Source organism: Paraburkholderia sp. EG287B (assembly GCF_040965595.1).
Lineage (GTDB): Bacteria > Pseudomonadota > Gammaproteobacteria > Burkholderiales > Burkholderiaceae > Paraburkholderia.
This window is the reverse complement of sequence record NZ_JBFRCG010000014.1, coordinates 83,538-102,608: the sequence shown is the minus strand read 5'-3', so window position 1 is coordinate 102,608 and position 19,071 is coordinate 83,538. Positions and strand designations below refer to the sequence as shown.

Genomic DNA, 19,071 nt, shown 5'->3' with positions numbered 1-19,071 from the left:
ACCACTGCTATTTTGTTCGTAATAATGCTCATCGGGCCTCCCGCATGGAAAACGTGTCGATCGCCAGATATCGCAATGCCGCTCCTAACAGCCAGGACTCCGCCGCACTGTGCGACGTCGAGGCCGACACGCTCGTGATGTCCGAGCCTCCAGGTGCGCGCGCATCGGCCGGCGGCGACTGGATCGCCATCATCGAGCCGAACTTCACGGGCCACCGCTGGCGCTACGTCGAGTGGATCGCCCAGGCGTGCGTGGAAGCCGGGCACCGCTGCCTCGTCGTCACCGATACCGGGTACGCGGACCATCCGCTCGCGCAGCGCATCGTGCGCGAAGCGCGGCCCGATCTGCACCTCGTGCTGCTCGACCTGCACACCGTTCCGCCCGGCCCGCATTTCGTCGCGAGTGTGTACATGCGCTTTCGCAACTTCTATGCGCGCGCGTTGCGTCAGGTGAGCAAAACGATGCACGTGCGGCTCGTCATCGCGCCCTACGCCGACTACTTCTTCTACACGCTCGCGGGGTTCGACTCGCCATTCGGCGAGACGCCGTGGATCGCGATCGTCATGGGCATGACGTTTCATCAGGCGCGCATCGGCTTGCGCACGCCGCGACGGCGCTTCGTCGATCTGGCCAAGTCGGCGCTGTTTCGCCGCGCCATGCGCTCGCGCGGGCTGCGCGAACTCTTCACGATCGACCCGACGCTGCCCGAGTGGTTCGCGACCACGAAGCCCCGGCGCGCAGCACCGCTCAGCTATCTGGCCGACCCGTTTCCCGAAATCGAAGGCATGGACCCCGTGTTCGCGCGCGACCAACTGAAGCTCGACGCGCATACGCACTATCTGCTCGTGTACGGCGCGATCGGCGAACGCAAGGGCATTCGCGAACTGATGCTCGCGCTCGAGCACAAGCCCGACGCACCGTGCCTCGTGATCGCGGGCCAGCAGGACGACGAAACGCGCGCGTTCATCGATGCCCACGCGCCGAAACTCGCGAGCGCGCCGGTGATCTTCAACCAGTTCATCTCCGACGAGATGGAGCGCGAACTCTTTTCCGCCTGCGACGCCGTGTGGCTCGGCTACAAGCAGCACTATGGCATGAGCGGCGTACTGGTGCAGGCGTACCGCTTCCGCAAGCCCGTGGTGGCCAGCGCCGATGGCCTGATCGGCTGGTATTGCCGCGACGGCGCGCTCGGCCCCCTGCTCGACGACCTCGAGCCCGCCACGATCGCGCACGCGCTCGATGTGCTCGCCGAGCGTTGGCGCGCGGGCGCGACGAACGCCGTTCAGCCCACGGGCGAACACCTCCTTTCGTGCAACACGCTCGAACAGTTCAAGCGCACGCTGCAGGCCGCGATGGCATGAGCGCTCGCGAAAGCGTCGTCAAATATTGAGCAACCCGAAAGAGCTCGATCTCGTCACACAGGGTCACGCAACGCCTTCGACCTTGTTGTCGGCGGCACCCGTGTTGGGACGCTCGGCAGGAACGGCTCCGCGCATGTCGGGGAACATCGCGTCGCGCAGGCGCAGGAACGGGAACTCGACGGCGCGCGTAGTGAGATAGCCCAGCACCGAAGCGATGAAGAACTGCGCGACGATCACGACGGGCCAGGCGGCAAGCGGCGGCACACCGAGCGCGCTTGCCTTATGGATCAGATAGTCGCCGGGCGCGAGCGCGAGCGAATGCCAGAGGTAGATCCCGTACGAGTAGACGCCCAGCCACGCGAGCCCGCGATACACCCACGTCGTGCGCAATCTGCCCGAATGTTCGAGCACGAGCATGATGAGCGCGCAAAAGCCGAGGGCCTGGATCGTGTAGCCGACGCTCTCGTCGAGTGCGACGTCGGGCGTGGCGAAGATGAGCCAGGCGAGCAGCAGCCCCACCACGCCGAACAGCCAGCGCTTCTTCGCGACGAGCATGCTCCAGAGTCCGGGCTTCATCCAGTAGACGGTCGCGAGGATGACGCCGATGAGCAGGCTGTCCATGCGGTACTGCGTGTAGTTGAACGCCCCGACGAGGTCGCCGTGCGATACCGCGATGCAACGCGCGCTCAGGACGACCACGCAGAGGCTGGCCATCACGGCGATCAGCGCATTCGCGCGCAGCCGCAAGTGCGCGAGCAGGATCAGGAGCGCGGGCAGGAACAGATAGAAGTGCTCTTCGACAGCGAGGCTCCACGTTTGCGCGATGGAGGTGCCGAAGTAATTCTGCATGTGCGTGAGGTTCTGCCAGAGGAACGTATCGGGGCGATGGCGGCCGGCGAGCAGGTGAAAGAAAATCAGCGCGTAGTACGCGGGCCAGATCTTGAAGATCCGCCGCACGATGAAGCGGCGCGCGCCGATGCGGCCTGTTTGCGAATATTGGCGCAGCAGCAGCCCGCCCACCAGGAAGCCGCTTAGTGTGAAGAATAAATTCACGCCTTCATGGCCGAAGCTTTTCAGCGGGTACTCGAGCACGTTCACCCAGGGATGGCCCGTGCGCACCGTGTGGAAGTGATAGCCCATCACGACGAAGATCGCGATGCCACGCACGAAGTCGAGCTCGACGGAACGTTCTTTCATCGGCGGTCCCACTCCGTGTAGCAGCTTCATGACCTTTCCCTCGCTACGTCCATGCCGGATTCTTACGCAAGGCAGACGATGAAAAACTTACTCCTGCCGGTCCCATCATGGACACAGGCGCCGTGCCGCGTGCGCCAAGTTCCCGCCCTTCTCGGCCAGGTGTGTGGGCGAAACCACACGCCGAATCAGAATTTTTTTCCTGCCGCCACAACCCTGCCGCTTCCCGCCACGCGCATGCGCAAGCCGCTTGCGGCGTTTTATATTGAGTCGAGCCAACGCGTGCGGCGCGCATGTATTTTGCGCAACGTATGCGACCCTATGCACCGCACCGGGAGAAACGCCGATGCGAAACAAACATGCTGCACTCTGGCTCTGGGTGTGCCTCGTGCCTCTCGCTTTCGACTACAAGGCACCGGACTCCCAGTTCGGCCACAGCGCGCAATGGCTGGCCGTGATTCCGGCCCTGGCAGGCGCGCTCATTCTCGCGATGATCGGCCCGCGCTTCGCGCGGCCGACGCGGCTGCGCTCGTTCGTGACGGGCGCGATCGTGGCGAGCCTCGTCGGCAGTCTCATTGCGCAAATGCTGCAGCACAACCCGGTCGGCCAGTACCTGCGCGTGATCCTGCCGTTCCTGCTGTTCGCGCTCGGCTACTGGGCCATGTGCCGCCCGTGGCACATCATTCGCGTTTTGCAGATGCAGCGCGCGCTCTATTACGCGATGGTGCTGGGCCTCGTGTTCACGTTCTTCTTCGGCTTGCTGGCCGTCGGCGGGCCGCTCGCCGACATTCGTTTTCGCATCGTCTCGCCGACCATGCTCGCGCTGCAGGCCATGCTGTTGAACCAGTTCATCGTCGCCCGCCGCTTTAACATGACGATGGTACTCGTGTTCCTCGCCACGCTCGTCGTCGAATTGCTGAGCGTCACGCGTAGCCTGCTGATTGCGACCGTTCTGCTCGCCATGTTCGCGGCGTGGCTCGCCTCGCCGTCGCTCAGCCATCTGATCAAATCGTTTTTCCGCACGGGCATCGCGCTTTCGTTCGTGGTCGCGCTGGGCGTGGGAACGGCGTGGCTCTTCCCGTCGATCACCGAACACTGGACGCAGCGCGTGACGGCCGCGCAGAACGCGGAGTCAGACCGCGATCCGACCACGGTCACGCGTATTGCGGAGATGCGCGACCAGTACGACCAGGTCACCGAATCGGTGGAATCGGTGCTGTTCGGCAAGGGTTATGGCCACCTCTACCGCTACTCGCCCATTTACTTCCAGTATGTGAACCAGACCTTCAGCAAGGACGATTACTTCAACACCAGCGACTGGGTGGCGGGCCACAACTTCTGGGTCTACCAGCTCTACGCCGAAGGGATTGTGTTCGGAGGCTGCATGCCGGTTGCGGTGATCGTCGCGCTCATCGTCGCGGGCCGCGCATTCAGACGCTGGCGCCGCATCGCGCCGCGTCACCCGATGCTCATGCCGCTCAGCATGGCGCTGCTCGTGCTCGCCGCGCTGCCGGGCGCGTCGATCGGCGGCAATCCGCTCGGCACGCGTTTCTCGGGCCTCGTGTACGGCCTCGCGCTCGGGCTGATCGTCGCGCTGTATTCGCAGCTTCATTACCGCATCGACCTGCAACGCAAGCGCCAGCGCCTGCACCCGTCCTACGGGCGCGAGCCCGCCTTCCGACCCACGGCGCCCGCGGCGGCGCCGGTGCCGCTCAACACGTATGCGACTCCGGAGCCCCGATGAAAATCCTGCACCTCGTTTCCACGGTCGACCCCCGTTCGGGCGGCCCGATTGAGGGCGTTCGCCAGAGCGGTCTCGCGATGACGGCGCTCGATCACCAGATCGAAGTGGCGTCGCTCGACCCGATCGACGCGCCTTACGTGCGCGAATTTCCGCTCCCGCTGCACGCACTAGGCCCAGGCCGCGGGCACTACGGATACTGCCCCGGCTACGTGTCGTGGCTGCGCGCGAACGCGACGCGCTTCGACGCGGCGATCGTGCACGGGCTCTGGCAATACCACGGCTTCGGCGCGTGGCGCGCGCTGCGCCATGCCCAGCTGCCGTATTACGTTTACACGCACGGCATGCTCGATCCGTGGTTCAAGGCCACCTATCCGGTCAAGCATCTGAAGAAGTGGGCGTACTGGCCGTGGGCCGATTTCCGCGTGCTGCGCGACGCCTCCGCCGTGATCTTCACGACCGACGAAGAACGCCTGCTCGCACGCGAATCGTTCTGGCTGTACCGCGCCAATGAGCGCGTCGTGCCGTTCGGCACCAATGCGCCCAACGAGGACCCGGACACGTTGCGCGAAGCCTTCCTGCAGGAGTCGCCGCATTTGCGCAACAAGCGCATTGTGCTGTTTCTCGGGCGTCTGCACCCGAAAAAAGGTTGCGACGTGCTGGTTCACGCGTTCGCCGACCATGCGCGCGAAACGCCGGATGCGCATCTGCTGATTGCGGGGCCCGACAAGGGCAACTGGCAACCCGCGCTGCAGGCGATCGCGCAGTCGCACGGCATTACGCACCGCATCAGCTGGCCGGGCATGCTGCAGGGCAACCTGAAGTGGGGCGCGTTTTTTGCTAGCGACGTGTTCGTGCTGCCGTCGCACCAGGAGAACTTCGGCGTTTCCGTGGCGGAGGCGCTGGCGTGCGGGCTGCCTGCACTGGTCTCGGACAAGGTGGGCGTCTGGCGCGAGATCGACGAGGACGGCGCGGGGTTCGTTGCGCCCGACACGGTCGCCGGCACGCAGCGCAACTTCGCCTCATGGCGGGCACTCGACGAGCGCGCGCGCGACGCGATGCGCGCTCAGGCGCGGCGCACGTTCGACGCGCGGTTTGCGATGGACGGCATGGTGCGCTCGCTGCTCGGCTTGTTGCAGGAACATCCTTTGCACGCCGGCGCGCGATTTCGCCGAGGGCGCCCGCTGAACGCCATGGCGCAGGGCGAGCCCGCGGAGCAGGCTGAATAAGCGAAGAAAGGCGGCATCCGATATCACATAGCGGAAATGGTAGGGATTGGCAGGGGTGACGAAGCAACGCAGCTGAAGCGTCATAACGAGTCGAACGATGAGCCCGCGTTGCACTTTCGTGGCGATGTGCGAATCCTGTTAGTAAGGGGGCAACACTATGTTAAACAGCAAACCTGATTGTTCGGGCGGCGCAGCCGTCGACGCAACCGCGACGCAGCCTGTGACGCAGCCCGCGCGCAATTTGCGCAGATTATCGGTGGGCCGCGCACGGGCGGCCCTGGCGGCGATGGCGACCATGGTGACGGCAGCGGCCCTGCTTGCGGGCTGTGGGCTCTCGCCTGGGATGCAGGCGCCGTCGAGCGTCACGCAGGCAAAGGCCGCGACCGGCGCCGCGCGCACGGGCAACGGGGATCAACCGCCACCGGGCGCGCTCATCGAGATCAACAACGAGCTGGTCGCGAAGGAAGCTGCGTCGAAACCGACGACTGTTCCGGCGAACGTCGAGACGCTGTTCGGTACGCCGAAGCCGTACGCGCTCGGGCCCGGCGACGTGCTCAGCATCGTCGTGTGGGATCACCCCGAGATGAACCTGCCGACGAACGGCGGCGGCGGCGGTGGCAACGGGCAGCAGGACCAGAGCGCGAGCCAGGTACAGTCGGGCTATACCGTCGACTCGTCGGGTGCGATCCAGGTGGCGTACGTGGGTCCGATCCACGTGGCGGGGCTCACCGAGATGCAAGCCCGCGACCTCGTGGCGAAGAAGCTCGCCTACTACCTGAACAAACCACAGGTCACGCTGCGCATCGAGTCGTACCGCAGCCGGCGCGTGTACGTGGACGGCGAAGTGCGCACGCCCGGGCTCATGGTGCTCAACGACATGACGATGTCGCTGCCCGAGGCGATCAACCGCGCGGGCGGCTTCACGGCGAACGGCGACCGCTCGCGGGTTAGCGTGACGCGCGGCGACAAGACAACCTTGGTGAACATTCCCGACATGATCAAGAAGGGCGTGAACCCGGACAAGATCCTGCTGCAGAACGGCGACCTCGTGCGCGTGTATTCGGCGAACGAAAGCCGCGTGTTCGTGCTGGGCGAAGTCGGTCACCCGGGGCCCTTGCCGTTCGATAACGGCCATCTCTCGCTGAACGACGCGCTTGGCAACGCAGGCGGCGTCAGCCAGGGTTCGGGCGACGCCTCGCAGGTCTACGTGGTGCGTGGGCAGAAGGAGGGACACCGTCAGGTCTTCCACCTCGACGCGTCGTCGCCGGAAGCCATGGCCACGGCCGACGAGTTCGAGTTGCAGCCGAACGACGTCGTGTTCGTCGATGCGTCGGCGCTCGTGAAGTGGAGCCGCGTCATCAACCTGATCCTGCCGAGTACGCAGGCGGCCGCGGCGGGCCGGGCGGTGGGTTACGGCGGGTACTAGCCGGTGGGGTTCGTATGAGTATGAGCAGGCCTGCGGGCCTGCTCATGCGTTGAATGAATCTGCCTGAAACGAGCCAGCTTCGCACCGCCCTTATGCCTGGGGCTCCTTGGGCGGCTGGCCTTCCTCGAAACGCCAGCGGATAAAGCGGCACGGATTGCCGCCATACACGCCGCCGGCTTCCAGCGAGCGATGCACGACCGAGAGCGGCGTGACGACTGCCGAGCGCCCGATCGTCACGCCCATCTGCACCACGCATTTGGACGAGACCCACGCGCCGTCCTCGATCACGATCGGCGCGACGTGCAGGTCCATGTTCGTGCGCATGTCGTGCGAGCCGGCGCTGAGAAACGCCCCCTGCGAAAGGCAGACGTTCGAGCCGATGCGGATGGGCGCCTGGTTGTAGATCCAGACGTCCACGCCGATCCAGCAGTTGTCGCCCATTTCCAGATTCCACGGCGCCTTCACGCGCATGGGATGGACGAGGCGGCAGCCCTGCCCGACCTTCGCGCCGAACAGGCGCAGCAGGCCCACACGCAGCGCGGAGAGCGGCAGCAAACGATTGTCGAGCACGCAGGCCTCGACCAGATACCACGCGGCCTGCACGAGCTTGCCCCGGCGCGCGACGAAGTTGCCTTTTCCAGCACGACTCAAATCGATCACGCGGATTTCCGCAGCGCGTGCGTCGTTTGCGGCTTGTGGCGGCACGACGCCTGCGGGCGGCGCTTCGCCCGCTCCCTCCCTGCGCCCAGCCGCGCCGACGTTCCCTTTGCGGGTCCCTAAACCTTCGACCGCTTCCGTCATGAACGCTCCTTGCCCATCCGGGTCGGTTCCTGTTGGCTTCCTGCGGTTGCAAGCCTGTCGGCCCGCATAACGGGACGCATCAAGCCACGCTGTCATTATCGGGCGGCCACCGCAGCGCCTTGCACGCGTGGCCGACACGGCAGGGGTTTTGGCGCAGCGGCGCGACGCGCGGTAGGCAACATGAAGGCTTGACGCCGCATCGTTCGCGGCGCGCGGGATCAATGCCATGTCCAGTTTTTCTCATCATCGATTTGCGCCTTATGTACTCGCCGCCGCGCTGCAGGCCGCGTGCGCCGCGTGGCCGTGCGCGGTGTTTGCGCAGAGCGCCACGTACGGCGCCGCCACCGGTGGCTCCCCCGCTGCCGCGAGTGACCAGAGTCGCCAAAGCAGCGGCCAGGGCGACACCCCCGCCAACGCCGTGCAGCGCCAGCAACAAGATGAACAGCGTCTGCTCGGCGGTCCGGGCACCTCGGACAACCCGTACAGCGTGACCCCGTACAGCAGCAACGGCGCGTCGCCAGACGACGCGCGAGACGCGCTCACGAACGAAAAGCACATGCATGTCGTGACGCCGGGGGATTACGCCGCGAGCGCGGTGAGCGCCAACGGTGGCAGGGGTGACAGGAGCAGCGCTTCGAGCGCAGGCGGCAGGGGCGCCGCGAATCACAGCAGGATCGGCGCGAACGGCATGTCGCGCGCCGGCAATGCGGTGGCGAGGAGCACCGGTGGGGGCGGGGGCGGAGGCGGCGGTGCGAAGGGAAGCCGCTCGACGGCCGGCTATGATTACGGCGCCAGCCAAACCTCGCCAACTGCGCAGGTCTACGGCAATCCGTATGGCAGCCCGTACGGGTCGCCGGACCAGTCCAACTCCGAACTCTACAAGTCGCCCTGGTAAGCTGCGCTAGCGGTCCGGGACAGCCCAAGGCCACCGTCGCGGCCCTGGGCGCTGCCACTCATACATCGGACTGCTCGACCTCGGGCAACGTCGATCCGCCTTTACCCGCCTGACGCGCAGATTGATTCTGACCCGCGGATTGACCCACGCCTTGCTGCGCCGAAGCAGCGCCACCTGCCGCGGTTTGCGGCTCGACCTGCGTCTGGCCCGCCGGCCCGGCAACCGCACCCGCTAGCCCGGCAAGCCTCGCTTCGAGCACGTCGAAGATCGCCTGCGGTGACAGCATGCGCTTCGCGTAGCGCCGCGCGGCACGGCCAAGCGCGGCGCGGCGCGCGGGGTCGCCGGCCAGATCGACGATCGCCGCAGCGAGCGCTGCGTCATCCTCGGGCGGCACCACGATTCCGTGGTTCGAGACCACGTCGAAGAGACTCGTGCCGGGCCGCGCCATGGCGACCACCGCACGGCCGCTCGCGAGCATGCCGGTGAGCTTAGAGGGCATCACGAGGTCGGCAGCGTCGGCGCGCTGCGGCAGCACGTGGATATCGGCCACGTTCAGCAGTTCGTTGAGCATCGAAGACGGCTGCAGCGGCAGCACGTGACAGTTCGAGAGCGGCTCGCAACGCGCGATCAGCTCGCGCCTGGCCGCGCCGTCACCGCAGAACACGAAGCTGATATCGGGCCGCGCGGCGAGCGCCGTTGCGACATCCGCGAGAATCTCGATGCCCTGCTTCGCCCCCATGTTCCCCGAGTAGAGCACGACAGTGTTGTCCTGCGGGATGCCCAGGCGCCGCCGGAACGCGCTCGGATACGGCAGCGGGAAGATTGCCTCGGTGTCGACCCAGTTCGGCAGGCACACAGCGCGGGAGGCATCGACGCCCTTGTCGATGGCGCGCTCGACCATGCGCGCCGAAATCGACGAGACGACGTCGAAACGCCGCAGCAGCCAGCGTTCGCCGGCAAGGGCCGCGCGCCCGAGACGCGACTCCTGGCCGCCGCGCAGCAGCCCAAGGTCGAATGCCGCATCGATTTCGAAGTCCTGAATATGGAGCCAGCTGCGCGCGCCGACGGCCCGCGCGAGCAGGAGCGCGCCGGGCGCGCAGAACAGCGTCGGCACGATCTGCATGACGGCCTCAGGCCGCCACGCCGCGAGCCGCGCGAGAAGCGGCAGCGACGAGAGCGCGAAGCTCGCCAGATGCACGATGCGCTTGAGCCCGCCCTGCTGGGTCGGCACCCACAGCGGCGCACGCCAGACGCCTACGCCGCGCAACGTTTCGCGTTGGTAACGCCCCGCGCGATAGCCTTCATGCACGCGCCATTGCGGGTAATAAGGCGGCGCGCAGATCACGCGCACCTCGTGGCCGTGCGCCGCGAGCAGCTCCGCCATTTCGGCTGTGTATTTGCCGACGCCTGTGACTTCGGGCGCGTAATTCAGTCCGTAAATCAGGATTCTCATTGCGTCGCTTCCGTCCCTGAACTGCTGTGTGCCGCCTTTAATCGTCTCGCGCGCCGAGCGAAAAAAAGCGGGCGTCGTGCATCCGGTCCGCGCACGACGCCCACCACCAACCAGACGCCTCTTCCCTTTCGTCCTGTTGAGCCGATCGTTTCGAACGCCATCGGTCCCGTCAGGCCACGTCAAACCCGCATGCCCGCCTCGTACGCCGGCGCGGCCTGGGTTTGCAGAAAATCGTCGTAGGTGCGGGCGAGCCCCTCCTGGAGGCCGATGTGCGCGTGCCAGCCCAGATCGCCCAGGCGCGACACGTCGAGCAGCTTGCGCGGCGTGCCGTCGGGCTTGGTCGAATCGAATACCAGTTCGCCTTCGAAGCCCACCACGTCGCACACGCGCTGCGCGAGGTCGCGAATCGACAGGTCCTCGCCGACGCCGACGTTGTACACGCCGTCGCCGGTCTCGTGCTCGAGCACAAAGATCGTCGCATCGGCGAGATCGTCGACGTGCAGGAACTCGCGGCGCGGCCTGCCCGAACCCCAGACGGTCAGCGTGCGCTGGCCTTTGCTGCGCGCCTCGTGCGCCTTGCGGATCAGCGCGGGCAGCACATGGCTGCTGCCGAGGTCGTAGTTGTCGTTGGGGCCGTACAGGTTGGTCGGCATGAGCGAGACGAAATGCGTGCCGTACTGTCGGTTGTAGGCTTCGCAGAGCTTCAGGCCCGCGATCTTCGCGATCGCGTAGGCCTCGTTGGTCGGCTCGAGCGGCGAGGTGAGCAGATAGGTTTCGCGGATCGGCTGCGGGCATTCACGCGGATAAATGCACGACGAGCCGAAGAACACGAGGCGCTGCACGCCCGCGTTGTAGGAGGCCCGGATCACGTTGGTCTCGATCGCCAGGTTGTCCCAGGCGAACTGTGCGGGTTGCGTCGAATTCGCGAGGATGCCGCCCACGCGCGCGGCCGCGAGCAGCACCGCGTCGATGTGCTCGCCCTCGAAGAAGGCGTCGACCGCGGCCTGATCGGTGAGGTCGAGCTCCGCGTGGGGACGCGTGACGAGATTATGGTAGCCGTGCGCCTGCAACGCGCGCACGAGCGCTGAGCCCACCATGCCGCGGTGGCCGGCAACGAAGATTCGGGAGGTCTTGTCCATGGCATCTCACTCGTGATGTTCGAGAGCCTTGAAGCCGGCCAGCGTGACGAGCGCGTCGCGCCGGGCGGCCTGATAGTCGGCTCGCACCATTTCCTTGACGAGCGCCTGGAACGAGGTGGCCGGCTTCCAGCCCAGCTTCTCCTGCGCCTTGGAGGCGTCGCCAAGCAGCGTCTCGACCTCGGCCGGGCGGAAGTAGCGCGGGTCGACACGCAGGATCACCTGACCCGCTTCGAGCCGCATCTCGCGCGAGTCCACGTGGTCGACGATGCCGACCTCATCGACACCGCTGCCCTCGAAACGCACCGTGATGCCCAGTTCCGCTGCCGCCGCGCGCACGAAGTCGCGCACGCTGTACTGCACACCGGTTGCGATCACAAAGTCTTCGGGCTGCTCCTGCTGGAGCATGCGCCACTGCATGTCGACGTAATCGCGCGCATGGCCCCAGTCGCGCATGGCCGAGAGGTTGCCGAGATACAACTCCTTCTGCAACCCGACCGCGATGCGGGCAATCGCACGCGTGATCTTGCGCGTCACGAAGGTCTCGCCGCGCTGCGGCGACTCGTGGTTGAAGAGAATGCCGTTGCACGCGTAGATGCCGTAGGCCTCGCGGTAGTTCACCGTGGTCCAGTACGCGAACAGTTTCGCGACCGCATACGGGCTGCGCGGGTAGAACGGCGTGGTTTCGCGTTGCGGCACTTCCTGCACGAGCCCGTACAGCTCGGACGTCGAAGCCTGATAGAAGCGCGTTTTCTTCGCGAGGCCGAGAATGCGGATCGCTTCCAGAATGCGCAGCGTGCCGAGGCCGTCCGCGTTCGCGGTGTACTCGGGCTCGTCGAACGACACGGCCACGTGGCTCTGCGCGGCGAGGTTGTAGACTTCGTCGGGCGAAATCTCCTGGACCACGCGCAACAGCGCCGTGGTGTCGGTCATTTCGCCGTGATGCAGGTGGATGCCCGGCTCCGAGTCGTGTGCATCGCGATACAGGTGATCGATGCGGTCCGTGTTGAAGAGCGATGAACGGCGCTTGATGCCATGCACCTCATAGCCTTTGTTCAAAAGCAGTTCTGCCAGATACGAACCGTCCTGACCGGTGATGCCGGTAATCAAAGCAACTTTACGAGCCATTGCCATCGTTCTCTCCTCGCGTGCGCGAAATGGGATTCGGTGGTTTTCATCATCGACGGGCGGCCCGAAAACCGGCCGTCAACCTGTTGCTACCCTGCAATGCTTTCGTAACCGTAGTAACCGCCGCGATACCCGCCGCCGATGAACGCGCCGGTCTTCGGCACGTCGGTGAGCAGCACGCCACGCAGATTCACGCCGCCAATGCGCAGGCGCTTGACCGTTTCCTCGAGCTCCGAAATCGGGTGGCAGCCGTGGCGGATCGCGAGCAGCGTCGTGCCTGCGTAGCGTCCGATCACGGTGGAGTCGGTCACCGCGAGCACCGGCGGCGTATCGACGATCACGAGGTCGTACCGCGCCCCCAGTTCTTCGAGCAGCGACTCGAAGCGCGGGCTCATCAGCAGCTCGGACGGATGCGAATGCAGCGAGCCCTTGGCCAGCACGTCGAGTCCAGGCAGCACCTCGTGCTGGATCGCCTGGTCCAGATCGGCGCCGAGCAGCACGTCGGAGAGACCCGGCTGGTGCTTGATGCCGAAGTGCGAGTGCACATCGCCGCGCCGCATGTCGCCGTCGACGATCAGCACGCGCTTGTTCACCGAGGCGACCAGCGCGGAGAGATTGACCGACAGGAACGATTTGCCGATGTCGGGCCGCGAGCCCGTGAGCATCACGATGTTGTTGCGCGCGTCGTTGAGCGTGAGCTGCAGCGAGGTGCGCAGGCTGCGCACGCCTTCCACTGCGACGTCCTGCGGATTCTGCTGCGCGAGCACGTGCAGTCCGCGCCGGCGCGACGACACGTGATGCTGCAGACGCAGCTGCTGCGGGCTGCGCGGCACCACGGCGAAGACCGGCACGCCGAGCGCGGCTTCGAGCTCGTCCGGACGCTCCACACCGCCGTACAGCGACTTGCGCACGAACGCGACGAGCACGCCCAGCACGAGCCCCGCGCCGATCGCGAGCGCGATCACGAGCAGCTTCTTCGGACGCACGGGATCATCCGGCGCTTCGGCGAAATCGACCACGCGCACGTCGCCCACCTGGCCCGCACGCGCCACGCGCAGTTGCTGCGCGCTGTTCAGCAGGCTCGTGTACAGCTCCGTGCTCACATGCACGTCACGCAACAGGCGCACGGCCGACTGCTCCGTGTCCGGCAGTTGCGCCACGTTACGCGTGAGCTGCGACTGCGCCGCTTGCAGCGTGCCGATCTGTGCGTCGAGCGCCTGAACGGCCGGGTGATGCTCGGTGAAACGCTGCGCGAGTTCCGCGCGTTGCTGCCGCAGGTCTTCGAGACGGATCTTGTTGTCGCTCACCTGCTGGAGCAGCAGCCGGCTTTCTTCGCCGAGATCGACGGTGCCGTGTTCGTTACGGAACTTGTTGTACTTCTGCTCGGCCGCGTCGACCTGCGAGCGCAGTTGCGGCAGCTGGTCGTCGAGGAACGCGAGCATGTGTTCCGCTTCCGCCGAACGGCTTGCGATGTCCTGCTTGATGAACTCGTGCGCCACGTTGTTGAGGATTGCGGCCGTCGTCTTGCTGTTGTGGCCTTCGAGGCTCGCGCGGATCACGCCGGACTGCAGCCCGACTTCCTGGATCTGCAGCGAATTCTCCAGCCGGTCGACGGTGGTGAGCGTCGAGGCGCGCGTGAGCAGGAAAGGCGTTCCCGGCGGCCCGCTCAAACTGTCGACGTGCAGCGCGATCGGCCCGACCGACGTGTTGGCGCTCACGTCCTCGCCGACGCGGCCCTGCAGGAGCGGAATGCCGTCGGGGTCGCGCAGCGTGAAGGTGCCGGGCTCGTCGCCGGCGACGATCGTGAAGTCGCGCTCGTACATCGCTTCGGGCGTATCGAAGCGCGACACCTTGATGTCGCCGCCGCCCCAAGCGTAGCCGGACGGCCGCAGGAACCCGGGCAGGTGCTGCGCCCAGGGCGCGCTCAGGATGCCCGAGAGCATGCCGCCGATCACGGGCATTTCGCGCGGCCGCGCCGAAATGTCGAGGTGCAGCTTGCGCACCGTTTCCTCGGTCACGTTGCGCGACTTCAGCATTTCGATCACGCCGTTCGCGGTCGACTTCTCGTCGAACATGCCCGTGAGCGGCGGCAGGCTGCTGTCCTTCTTGCTGGCGTCGCCCTTGTCGACGAGGTGGAACAGCACGTCGGCCCGATAGGTCGGCGTCGCGAGGAACGCATAGGCCGCGCCCAGCAGCGTGACGGCAAGCGTCACGATCGCAATGGCGCGCCAGTTCGCCACCATCGTCTGCAGGTAGTCGCCAAGGTATCGCTCGTCGGCGCCTGCTGCGCCATAGTAAGCGCCGTCATAATTCATCGCCATCTTGCTTCTCCCGAAACCTGGTGTTGCTTGCTGGTGATGCTTGCTCGAATGCTTGCTCGAATGCGCCGCAGCGCTCAATACGCGTTGCGTCCAACCAGACCGTGAATGATCGTGGCCGCGATGATGCGCATGTCGAGCCAGAACGACCAATGGCCGAGGTAATACAGATCGTGCGCTACGCGCATTTCCATCTTTTCGAGGCGATCGGTCTCGCCGCGAAATCCGTTGACCTGCGCCCACCCGGTAATGCCGGGCTTGATGCGATAGCGGTGGATGTAGCCCTTCACCACGCTCTGATAAAGATCGTCGTGCTCGAGCGCATGCGGGCGGGGTCCGACCACCGACATGTCGCCGCGCAGCACGTTGTAGAACTGCGGCAATTCATCGAGGCTCGTGCGGCGCAGGAACGCGCCGAGACGCGTCACGCGCGGGTCGTGGCGCGTCGCCTGGCTCACCGTGCCGGGCGCCTCCTTGTGCTCGCGCATCGTGCGGAACTTGTAGATCGTGAACACGCGGCCGTCTGCGCCCTTGCGGCGCTGCCTGAACAGCACCGGCCCCGGCGAGGAAACCTTCACCGCAATCGCAATGCCGATGAGCAGCGGCATGAGGCTCACGAGCGCGAGCGTTGCGAACACGCGGTCGAACAGCGCCTTCTTGAGTTGCGCGCTCGCGGGCAGCGGCGAGGCGACCAGGTTGATCGCGGGTACGCCGAGCAGCTCGATCACCGTACTGGTGTCGAACAGGGCCAGCGAGCGCACGTCCGGGATGAAGCGGATGTTCACGAGGTCGTTGCGAAACTCGCTCACGAGCCGCACCACGGTGCGTTCCTCGGCAAGCGAAAGCGCGAGCCACAACTCGTGCACGTCGTGTTCGCGGATGTGCTGCGCGAACGACTCGATCGTGTCGCACACCGGCGCGTCTTTCTCGGACACGGGCCGTGCCGATTGCGGCATGGTGTTGTAGAGCGCGCTCGCGCGAAAACCGGAGCCTGGCTCCGCATCGATGCGCCGCACAATCTCGTCGCACTGCGAAGCGGAACCCGCGATGGCGACCTGATGGAGATTCATGCCCGCGCGCCGCATATGCGACAGTACGCCGTGCGCGAAGATGCGCCAGGTAATGAGCAAGCCGCCCGCAACGGCCGTCCAGTAGGCGAACCACAGGCGCGAGACGACATCGACGTGATGCATCGTCGAATACATCGAGATCAGCGCGCAACCCTGCACCACGAGCCAGGCAAGCGACACCTGGCCCGCAAGCAGCGCCTTGGAGCGACCGCGCCACGACTGGTAAAGCTCGAACGCCGGAAAGATCACGAGCGCGAAGGCCGCCGAGAGCAGCACGAAGGCTTCGTTCACGCCGCGCGGCACGATATCTTCGAAGCGGATCTCCGAAGCCACGCTGGCGCCGATCATTACGGCAGATACGTCGAGCACTCTCGCCATCAGATTTTGTAGCTCGCGCATGCTTTCTCCCTTTTTTTCTCCCTGCAAGCCGTGCCGCTGCCCTCAACCGCAGCGGCCGTACGTATCGTCGAGACGGACGATGTCGTCCTCTCCCAGATACGCTCCCGACTGCACCTCGATGATTTCGAGCGGCACCTTGCCCGGGTTTTCCAGCCGGTGGCGCACACCGAGCGGAATGTAAGTGGACTCGTTTTCCGTCATAAGAAAGGATTCCTCACCACGAGTGACGAGTGCAGTGCCGCGCACAACCGTCCAGTGCTCGGCGCGATGATGATGCAGTTGCAGCGAGAGCCGCGCGCCCGGCGTGACGACGATGCGCTTGACCTGGAAGCGCTCGCCCGAATCGATCGAATCGTAGAAGCCCCACGGACGCTGCACCTTGCGATGCGAATCCGCCTCGGGTGCGCGTTCCGCCTTGATGCGCGCAACGAGCCCCTTCACGTCCTGCACTTTCGAGCGGTCGGCGACGAGCACCGCATCGGCGGTTTCGACCACCACGAGGTTCGAGGTACCCACGCAAGCCACGAGCCTGCCGTCGGAATGCGCGTAGGTCGCCACCGCGCCTTCGAACACCACACGCCCGCGTCCGACGTTGCCGTCTTCGTCCTTTTCCATCGCGGCCCACACGGCGTCCCACGAGCCGAGGTCGGACCAGCCCGCGTCGAGCGCGACCACCACGCCCTCGGGCGTCCAGCCGTTGCTGCCCGATAGCCGCTCCATGACCGCGTAATCGATCGAGTCGGACGGGGCGCGCTTGAAGGCGTCCGCCGCCGGCCGGAACACGGGGCCGTCTTGCTGGCCATCGACGAACGCGGCAAGGCACGCTGCATGCATGTCGGGCTGCAATGCGCGCAGCGAATCGAGCCAGACGCTCGCACGCATCACGAAGATGCCGCTGTTCCACCAGTAGCCGCCCTGCGCGACGTACTGCGTCGCGAGTTCGGGCGCGGGCTTTTCGACGAAGCCGTCGATGCGGTGCGCGCCGTCGGCAATCGCTTCGCCAACGCGGATGTAACCAAACCCCGTTTCAGGCGAACGCGGCGGCACTCCCAGCGTGACGATCGCGCCGCGCTGCGCATGGCGCGCTGCGCATTCGAGCGCGCGTTGCAGGGCGTCCAGGTCGGTGATCGCATGGTCCGACGGCATCACGATGAGAATCGCGTCGTCGCCGTTCGCGCACGCAAGCGCCGCGCCGAGCGTGAGCGCCGGCGCCGTGTCGCGCCGCGCCGGCTCGACCACGAGCCGCGCGTCCATGCCGCACGCACGCAACTGATCGACGATCACGAAGCGGTGTTCTTCACCACATACGACGATTGGCGAACTCGCGACCTCCCACTCTGACGAAAAGCCGTCGAGGCGGTGCACGGTGGCCTGCAGCAGCGTATCGCTGCCCACCACACCAATTAGCTGCTTAGGGAATTGTTCGCGCGACATCGGCCACAAACGCGTACCGGAACCGCCAGCCAGCACCACAGGCACGATGCGCGTGCAAGGCGTAGCGCCTTCGCGCGCTGTACCTGGCTCGCTTTCCGCACGGGGCTGACTTTGTCCTTCATGAATCGATGACCTTTCATTCATCTTCGGACTCCTTCATATCGGGCAGGATCACCTCGGCTCGCCAATAGCGACCCCCGTTTGTAACGAAGTGCGACCGTTGTTACCGCGGCGTTACGAGACAGCTACGCCGGCCTCGCGGCGGCTTTGCTCGCGGTATTCGGTGGGCGAAATCATCATGCGCTTGCGAAAGATCTTGGCGAGGCGATCGCCATTGCCCATGCCGGTGCGGCGCGCGATCTTGTCGACCGGCAATTCCGAATCGGTGAGCAGGCTGCAGGTAATCGCGAGCCGCGCATGCAGTAAGTAATCAGATGGCGTGATACCCATCTCCAGCTTGAAGCGGCGCAGAAAGTTACGCTCGCTCATCGCGGCGACCTGTGCTGCGTCCGCTATCGAAATGGCCCGCTGACAGTTTTCCTGCAGCCAGCGCGCCGCTGCACGCACTTTGTCAGCCGGCGCACTGCCAAGCGCATCGCCGAGGAACGGCAGCAGGTTGCCGCCCGAATCGGGCATGAGCCGCTCGGTCACAGCGCGCGCAACATCCACGCCCAGGTCCCGCTTGACGAGCGTGAGCGCGCTCTTCATCGACTCGAGCCGGTCCCCGGCGTCGCCGCCCGCTTCCTCGCGTCCCGTTTGCATCGCATACGAGCCGAACTCGTGCTGCGTGCGCTGGCCGCACAGACTCGCTGCTTCGAGCAGTGAACGGCCTTCACCAATCGGACGAATGGTGCCGGTATTTGCGTGCACGCGGCGCAGCCACGCGACGAGACGCTCGTCGTTGGCGGCCGCGAAGGCGCCCTTTCCACCCGCCACGAACAGCGCGTCGAAACCGACGTAGTGGCGCGCATCGAGTCCATCTGTCCAGACCCGTACCGACGAGGAGCACGTCACGTTGCCGCCATCGGCCGAAAGGATGCTTACATCGTAAGGTGAACTGCGAGCGGTGTCCGTCGAGAGTTCGTTCGCTACATGAAACACTTCAGCCACAATACCGGCGCCGAGGAGCGAACAACCATCGAACAGCAGAATTGCGATATGACGCACCTCTCGACTGATGCCCGCGGTCACTAGATGCGGGCGGCTGAACGACGGCAAATCCAGACTTGCGTACGCCATGCTTTTCCCCTAAACAATCCCCCGTATCAAGCGAAAAGTCCCGGTAATAGCATTTCGATAGCATTCCATGTGCAGTGCATCATAGGCAGAGAAAAATTCCGCCAACGACGACTGACCGAAACTGGCGAGACATTGGCGCATTTAGTCCGGTCGAGGACCGATTAGAAGGTATGGCGCCAAGCTAAATGACAAAAAAGCAAACCGCGTGAAAGGCAATTGGTTCGATTACATCGAATCGGCAAAAGTG

Annotated in this window: 14 protein-coding genes; 5 read left to right on the top strand and 9 right to left on the bottom strand. The window is 65.4% G+C overall.

From position 1 onward, the window contains the following. The first annotated feature begins 53 nt into the window (after positions 1-53). A complete protein-coding gene (locus AB4Y40_RS25890) occupies positions 54-1,361 on the top strand; it encodes a glycosyltransferase (protein WP_368690231.1) in 1,308 nt (435 codons plus the stop codon). 63 nt (positions 1,362-1,424) lie between these two features. Here the strand turns inward: AB4Y40_RS25890 and AB4Y40_RS25885 are convergent, their stop codons facing one another. Continuing rightward, complete coding sequence (locus AB4Y40_RS25885) at positions 1,425-2,588, bottom strand: acyltransferase family protein (protein WP_368690230.1); 1,164 nt, start codon at positions 2,586-2,588, stop codon at positions 1,425-1,427. Between the two features lie 313 nt (positions 2,589-2,901). On the opposite strand from AB4Y40_RS25885, the gene AB4Y40_RS25880 reads away from it, so the two are divergent. The 3 genes from AB4Y40_RS25880 (at position 2,902) to AB4Y40_RS25870 (ending at position 6,951) form a co-directional block, all read left to right on the top strand. Beyond that, positions 2,902-4,299: a hypothetical protein gene (locus tag AB4Y40_RS25880; RefSeq protein ID WP_368690229.1), complete on the top strand. Its 1,398-nt coding sequence runs from the start codon at positions 2,902-2,904 to the stop codon at positions 4,297-4,299. Beyond that, positions 4,296-5,525, top strand: a complete 1,230-nt coding sequence (locus AB4Y40_RS25875) for a glycosyltransferase (RefSeq protein WP_368690228.1) — start codon at positions 4,296-4,298, stop codon at positions 5,523-5,525. The genes AB4Y40_RS25880 and AB4Y40_RS25875 overlap by 4 nt, the downstream gene beginning before the upstream one ends. A 295-nt stretch (positions 5,526-5,820) precedes the next feature. Then, positions 5,821-6,951 (top strand): polysaccharide biosynthesis/export family protein, encoded by a 1,131-nt coding sequence (locus AB4Y40_RS25870; protein WP_368690227.1) that lies wholly within the window; start codon positions 5,821-5,823, stop codon positions 6,949-6,951. 90 nt (positions 6,952-7,041) lie between these two features. Here the strand turns inward: AB4Y40_RS25870 and AB4Y40_RS25865 are convergent, their stop codons facing one another. After that, positions 7,042-7,752, bottom strand: a complete 711-nt coding sequence (locus tag AB4Y40_RS25865) for a putative colanic acid biosynthesis acetyltransferase (RefSeq protein WP_368690226.1) — start codon at positions 7,750-7,752, stop codon at positions 7,042-7,044. Between the two features lie 226 nt (positions 7,753-7,978). Between AB4Y40_RS25865 and AB4Y40_RS25860 the strand changes: the two genes are divergently transcribed. Then, positions 7,979-8,647, top strand: a complete 669-nt coding sequence (locus AB4Y40_RS25860) for a hypothetical protein (protein ID WP_368690225.1) — start codon at positions 7,979-7,981, stop codon at positions 8,645-8,647. 58 nt (positions 8,648-8,705) lie between these two features. Here AB4Y40_RS25860 and AB4Y40_RS25855 read toward each other — a convergent pair whose 3' ends face one another. The 7 genes from AB4Y40_RS25855 to AB4Y40_RS25825 all read right to left on the bottom strand — a co-directional run bounded on the left by AB4Y40_RS25855 (position 8,706) and on the right by AB4Y40_RS25825 (position 18,824). Then, complete coding sequence (locus tag AB4Y40_RS25855; RefSeq protein WP_368690224.1) at positions 8,706-10,100, bottom strand: glycosyltransferase WbuB; 1,395 nt, start codon at positions 10,098-10,100, stop codon at positions 8,706-8,708. Between the two features lie 179 nt (positions 10,101-10,279). Further along, positions 10,280-11,239 carry a GDP-L-fucose synthase family protein gene (locus AB4Y40_RS25850; RefSeq protein WP_368690223.1) on the bottom strand — a complete coding sequence of 320 codons (960 nt, stop codon included), beginning with the start codon at positions 11,237-11,239 and terminating at the stop codon, positions 10,280-10,282. A 6-nt stretch (positions 11,240-11,245) separates the two neighbouring features. Continuing rightward, a complete protein-coding gene (gene gmd, locus AB4Y40_RS25845) occupies positions 11,246-12,364 on the bottom strand; it encodes a GDP-mannose 4,6-dehydratase (RefSeq protein ID WP_069267834.1) in 1,119 nt (372 codons plus the stop codon). An 89-nt stretch (positions 12,365-12,453) separates the two neighbouring features. Further along, positions 12,454-14,685 (bottom strand): polysaccharide biosynthesis tyrosine autokinase, encoded by a 2,232-nt coding sequence (locus AB4Y40_RS25840; protein WP_368690222.1) that lies wholly within the window; start codon positions 14,683-14,685, stop codon positions 12,454-12,456. Positions 14,686-14,759: 74 nt separating this feature from the next. Beyond that, positions 14,760-16,151 carry an undecaprenyl-phosphate glucose phosphotransferase gene (locus AB4Y40_RS25835; protein WP_368690221.1) on the bottom strand — a complete coding sequence of 464 codons (1,392 nt, stop codon included), beginning with the start codon at positions 16,149-16,151 and terminating at the stop codon, positions 14,760-14,762. Positions 16,152-16,193: 42 nt separating this feature from the next. After that, positions 16,194-17,711, bottom strand: a complete 1,518-nt coding sequence (locus AB4Y40_RS25830; protein ID WP_368690370.1) for a mannose-1-phosphate guanylyltransferase/mannose-6-phosphate isomerase — start codon at positions 17,709-17,711, stop codon at positions 16,194-16,196. 108 nt (positions 17,712-17,819) lie between these two features. Then, a complete protein-coding gene (locus tag AB4Y40_RS25825; RefSeq protein WP_028202002.1) occupies positions 17,820-18,824 on the bottom strand; it encodes a GlxA family transcriptional regulator in 1,005 nt (334 codons plus the stop codon). Positions 18,825-19,071: the final 247 nt, after the last annotated feature.

Coding starts and splice junctions, on each gene's coding strand:
- AB4Y40_RS25860 (WP_368690225.1), top strand. CDS start 7,979: ATGTCCAGTTTTTCTCATCATCGATTTGCGCCTTATGTACTCGCCGCC.
- AB4Y40_RS25880 (WP_368690229.1), top strand. CDS start 2,902: ATGCGAAACAAACATGCTGCACTCTGGCTCTGGGTGTGCCTCGTGCCT.
- AB4Y40_RS25835 (WP_368690221.1), bottom strand. CDS start 16,151: ATGCGCGAGCTACAAAATCTGATGGCGAGAGTGCTCGACGTATCTGCC.
- AB4Y40_RS25870 (WP_368690227.1), top strand. CDS start 5,821: ATGGTGACGGCAGCGGCCCTGCTTGCGGGCTGTGGGCTCTCGCCTGGG.
- gmd (WP_069267834.1), bottom strand. CDS start 12,364: ATGGCTCGTAAAGTTGCTTTGATTACCGGCATCACCGGTCAGGACGGT.
- AB4Y40_RS25840 (WP_368690222.1), bottom strand. CDS start 14,685: ATGGCGATGAATTATGACGGCGCTTACTATGGCGCAGCAGGCGCCGAC.
- AB4Y40_RS25825 (WP_028202002.1), bottom strand. CDS start 18,824: ATGGCGTACGCAAGTCTGGATTTGCCGTCGTTCAGCCGCCCGCATCTA.
- AB4Y40_RS25875 (WP_368690228.1), top strand. CDS start 4,296: ATGAAAATCCTGCACCTCGTTTCCACGGTCGACCCCCGTTCGGGCGGC.
- AB4Y40_RS25855 (WP_368690224.1), bottom strand. CDS start 10,100: ATGAGAATCCTGATTTACGGACTGAATTACGCGCCCGAAGTCACAGGC.
- AB4Y40_RS25885 (WP_368690230.1), bottom strand. CDS start 2,588: ATGAAGCTGCTACACGGAGTGGGACCGCCGATGAAAGAACGTTCCGTC.
- AB4Y40_RS25865 (WP_368690226.1), bottom strand. CDS start 7,752: ATGACGGAAGCGGTCGAAGGTTTAGGGACCCGCAAAGGGAACGTCGGC.
- AB4Y40_RS25850 (WP_368690223.1), bottom strand. CDS start 11,239: ATGGACAAGACCTCCCGAATCTTCGTTGCCGGCCACCGCGGCATGGTG.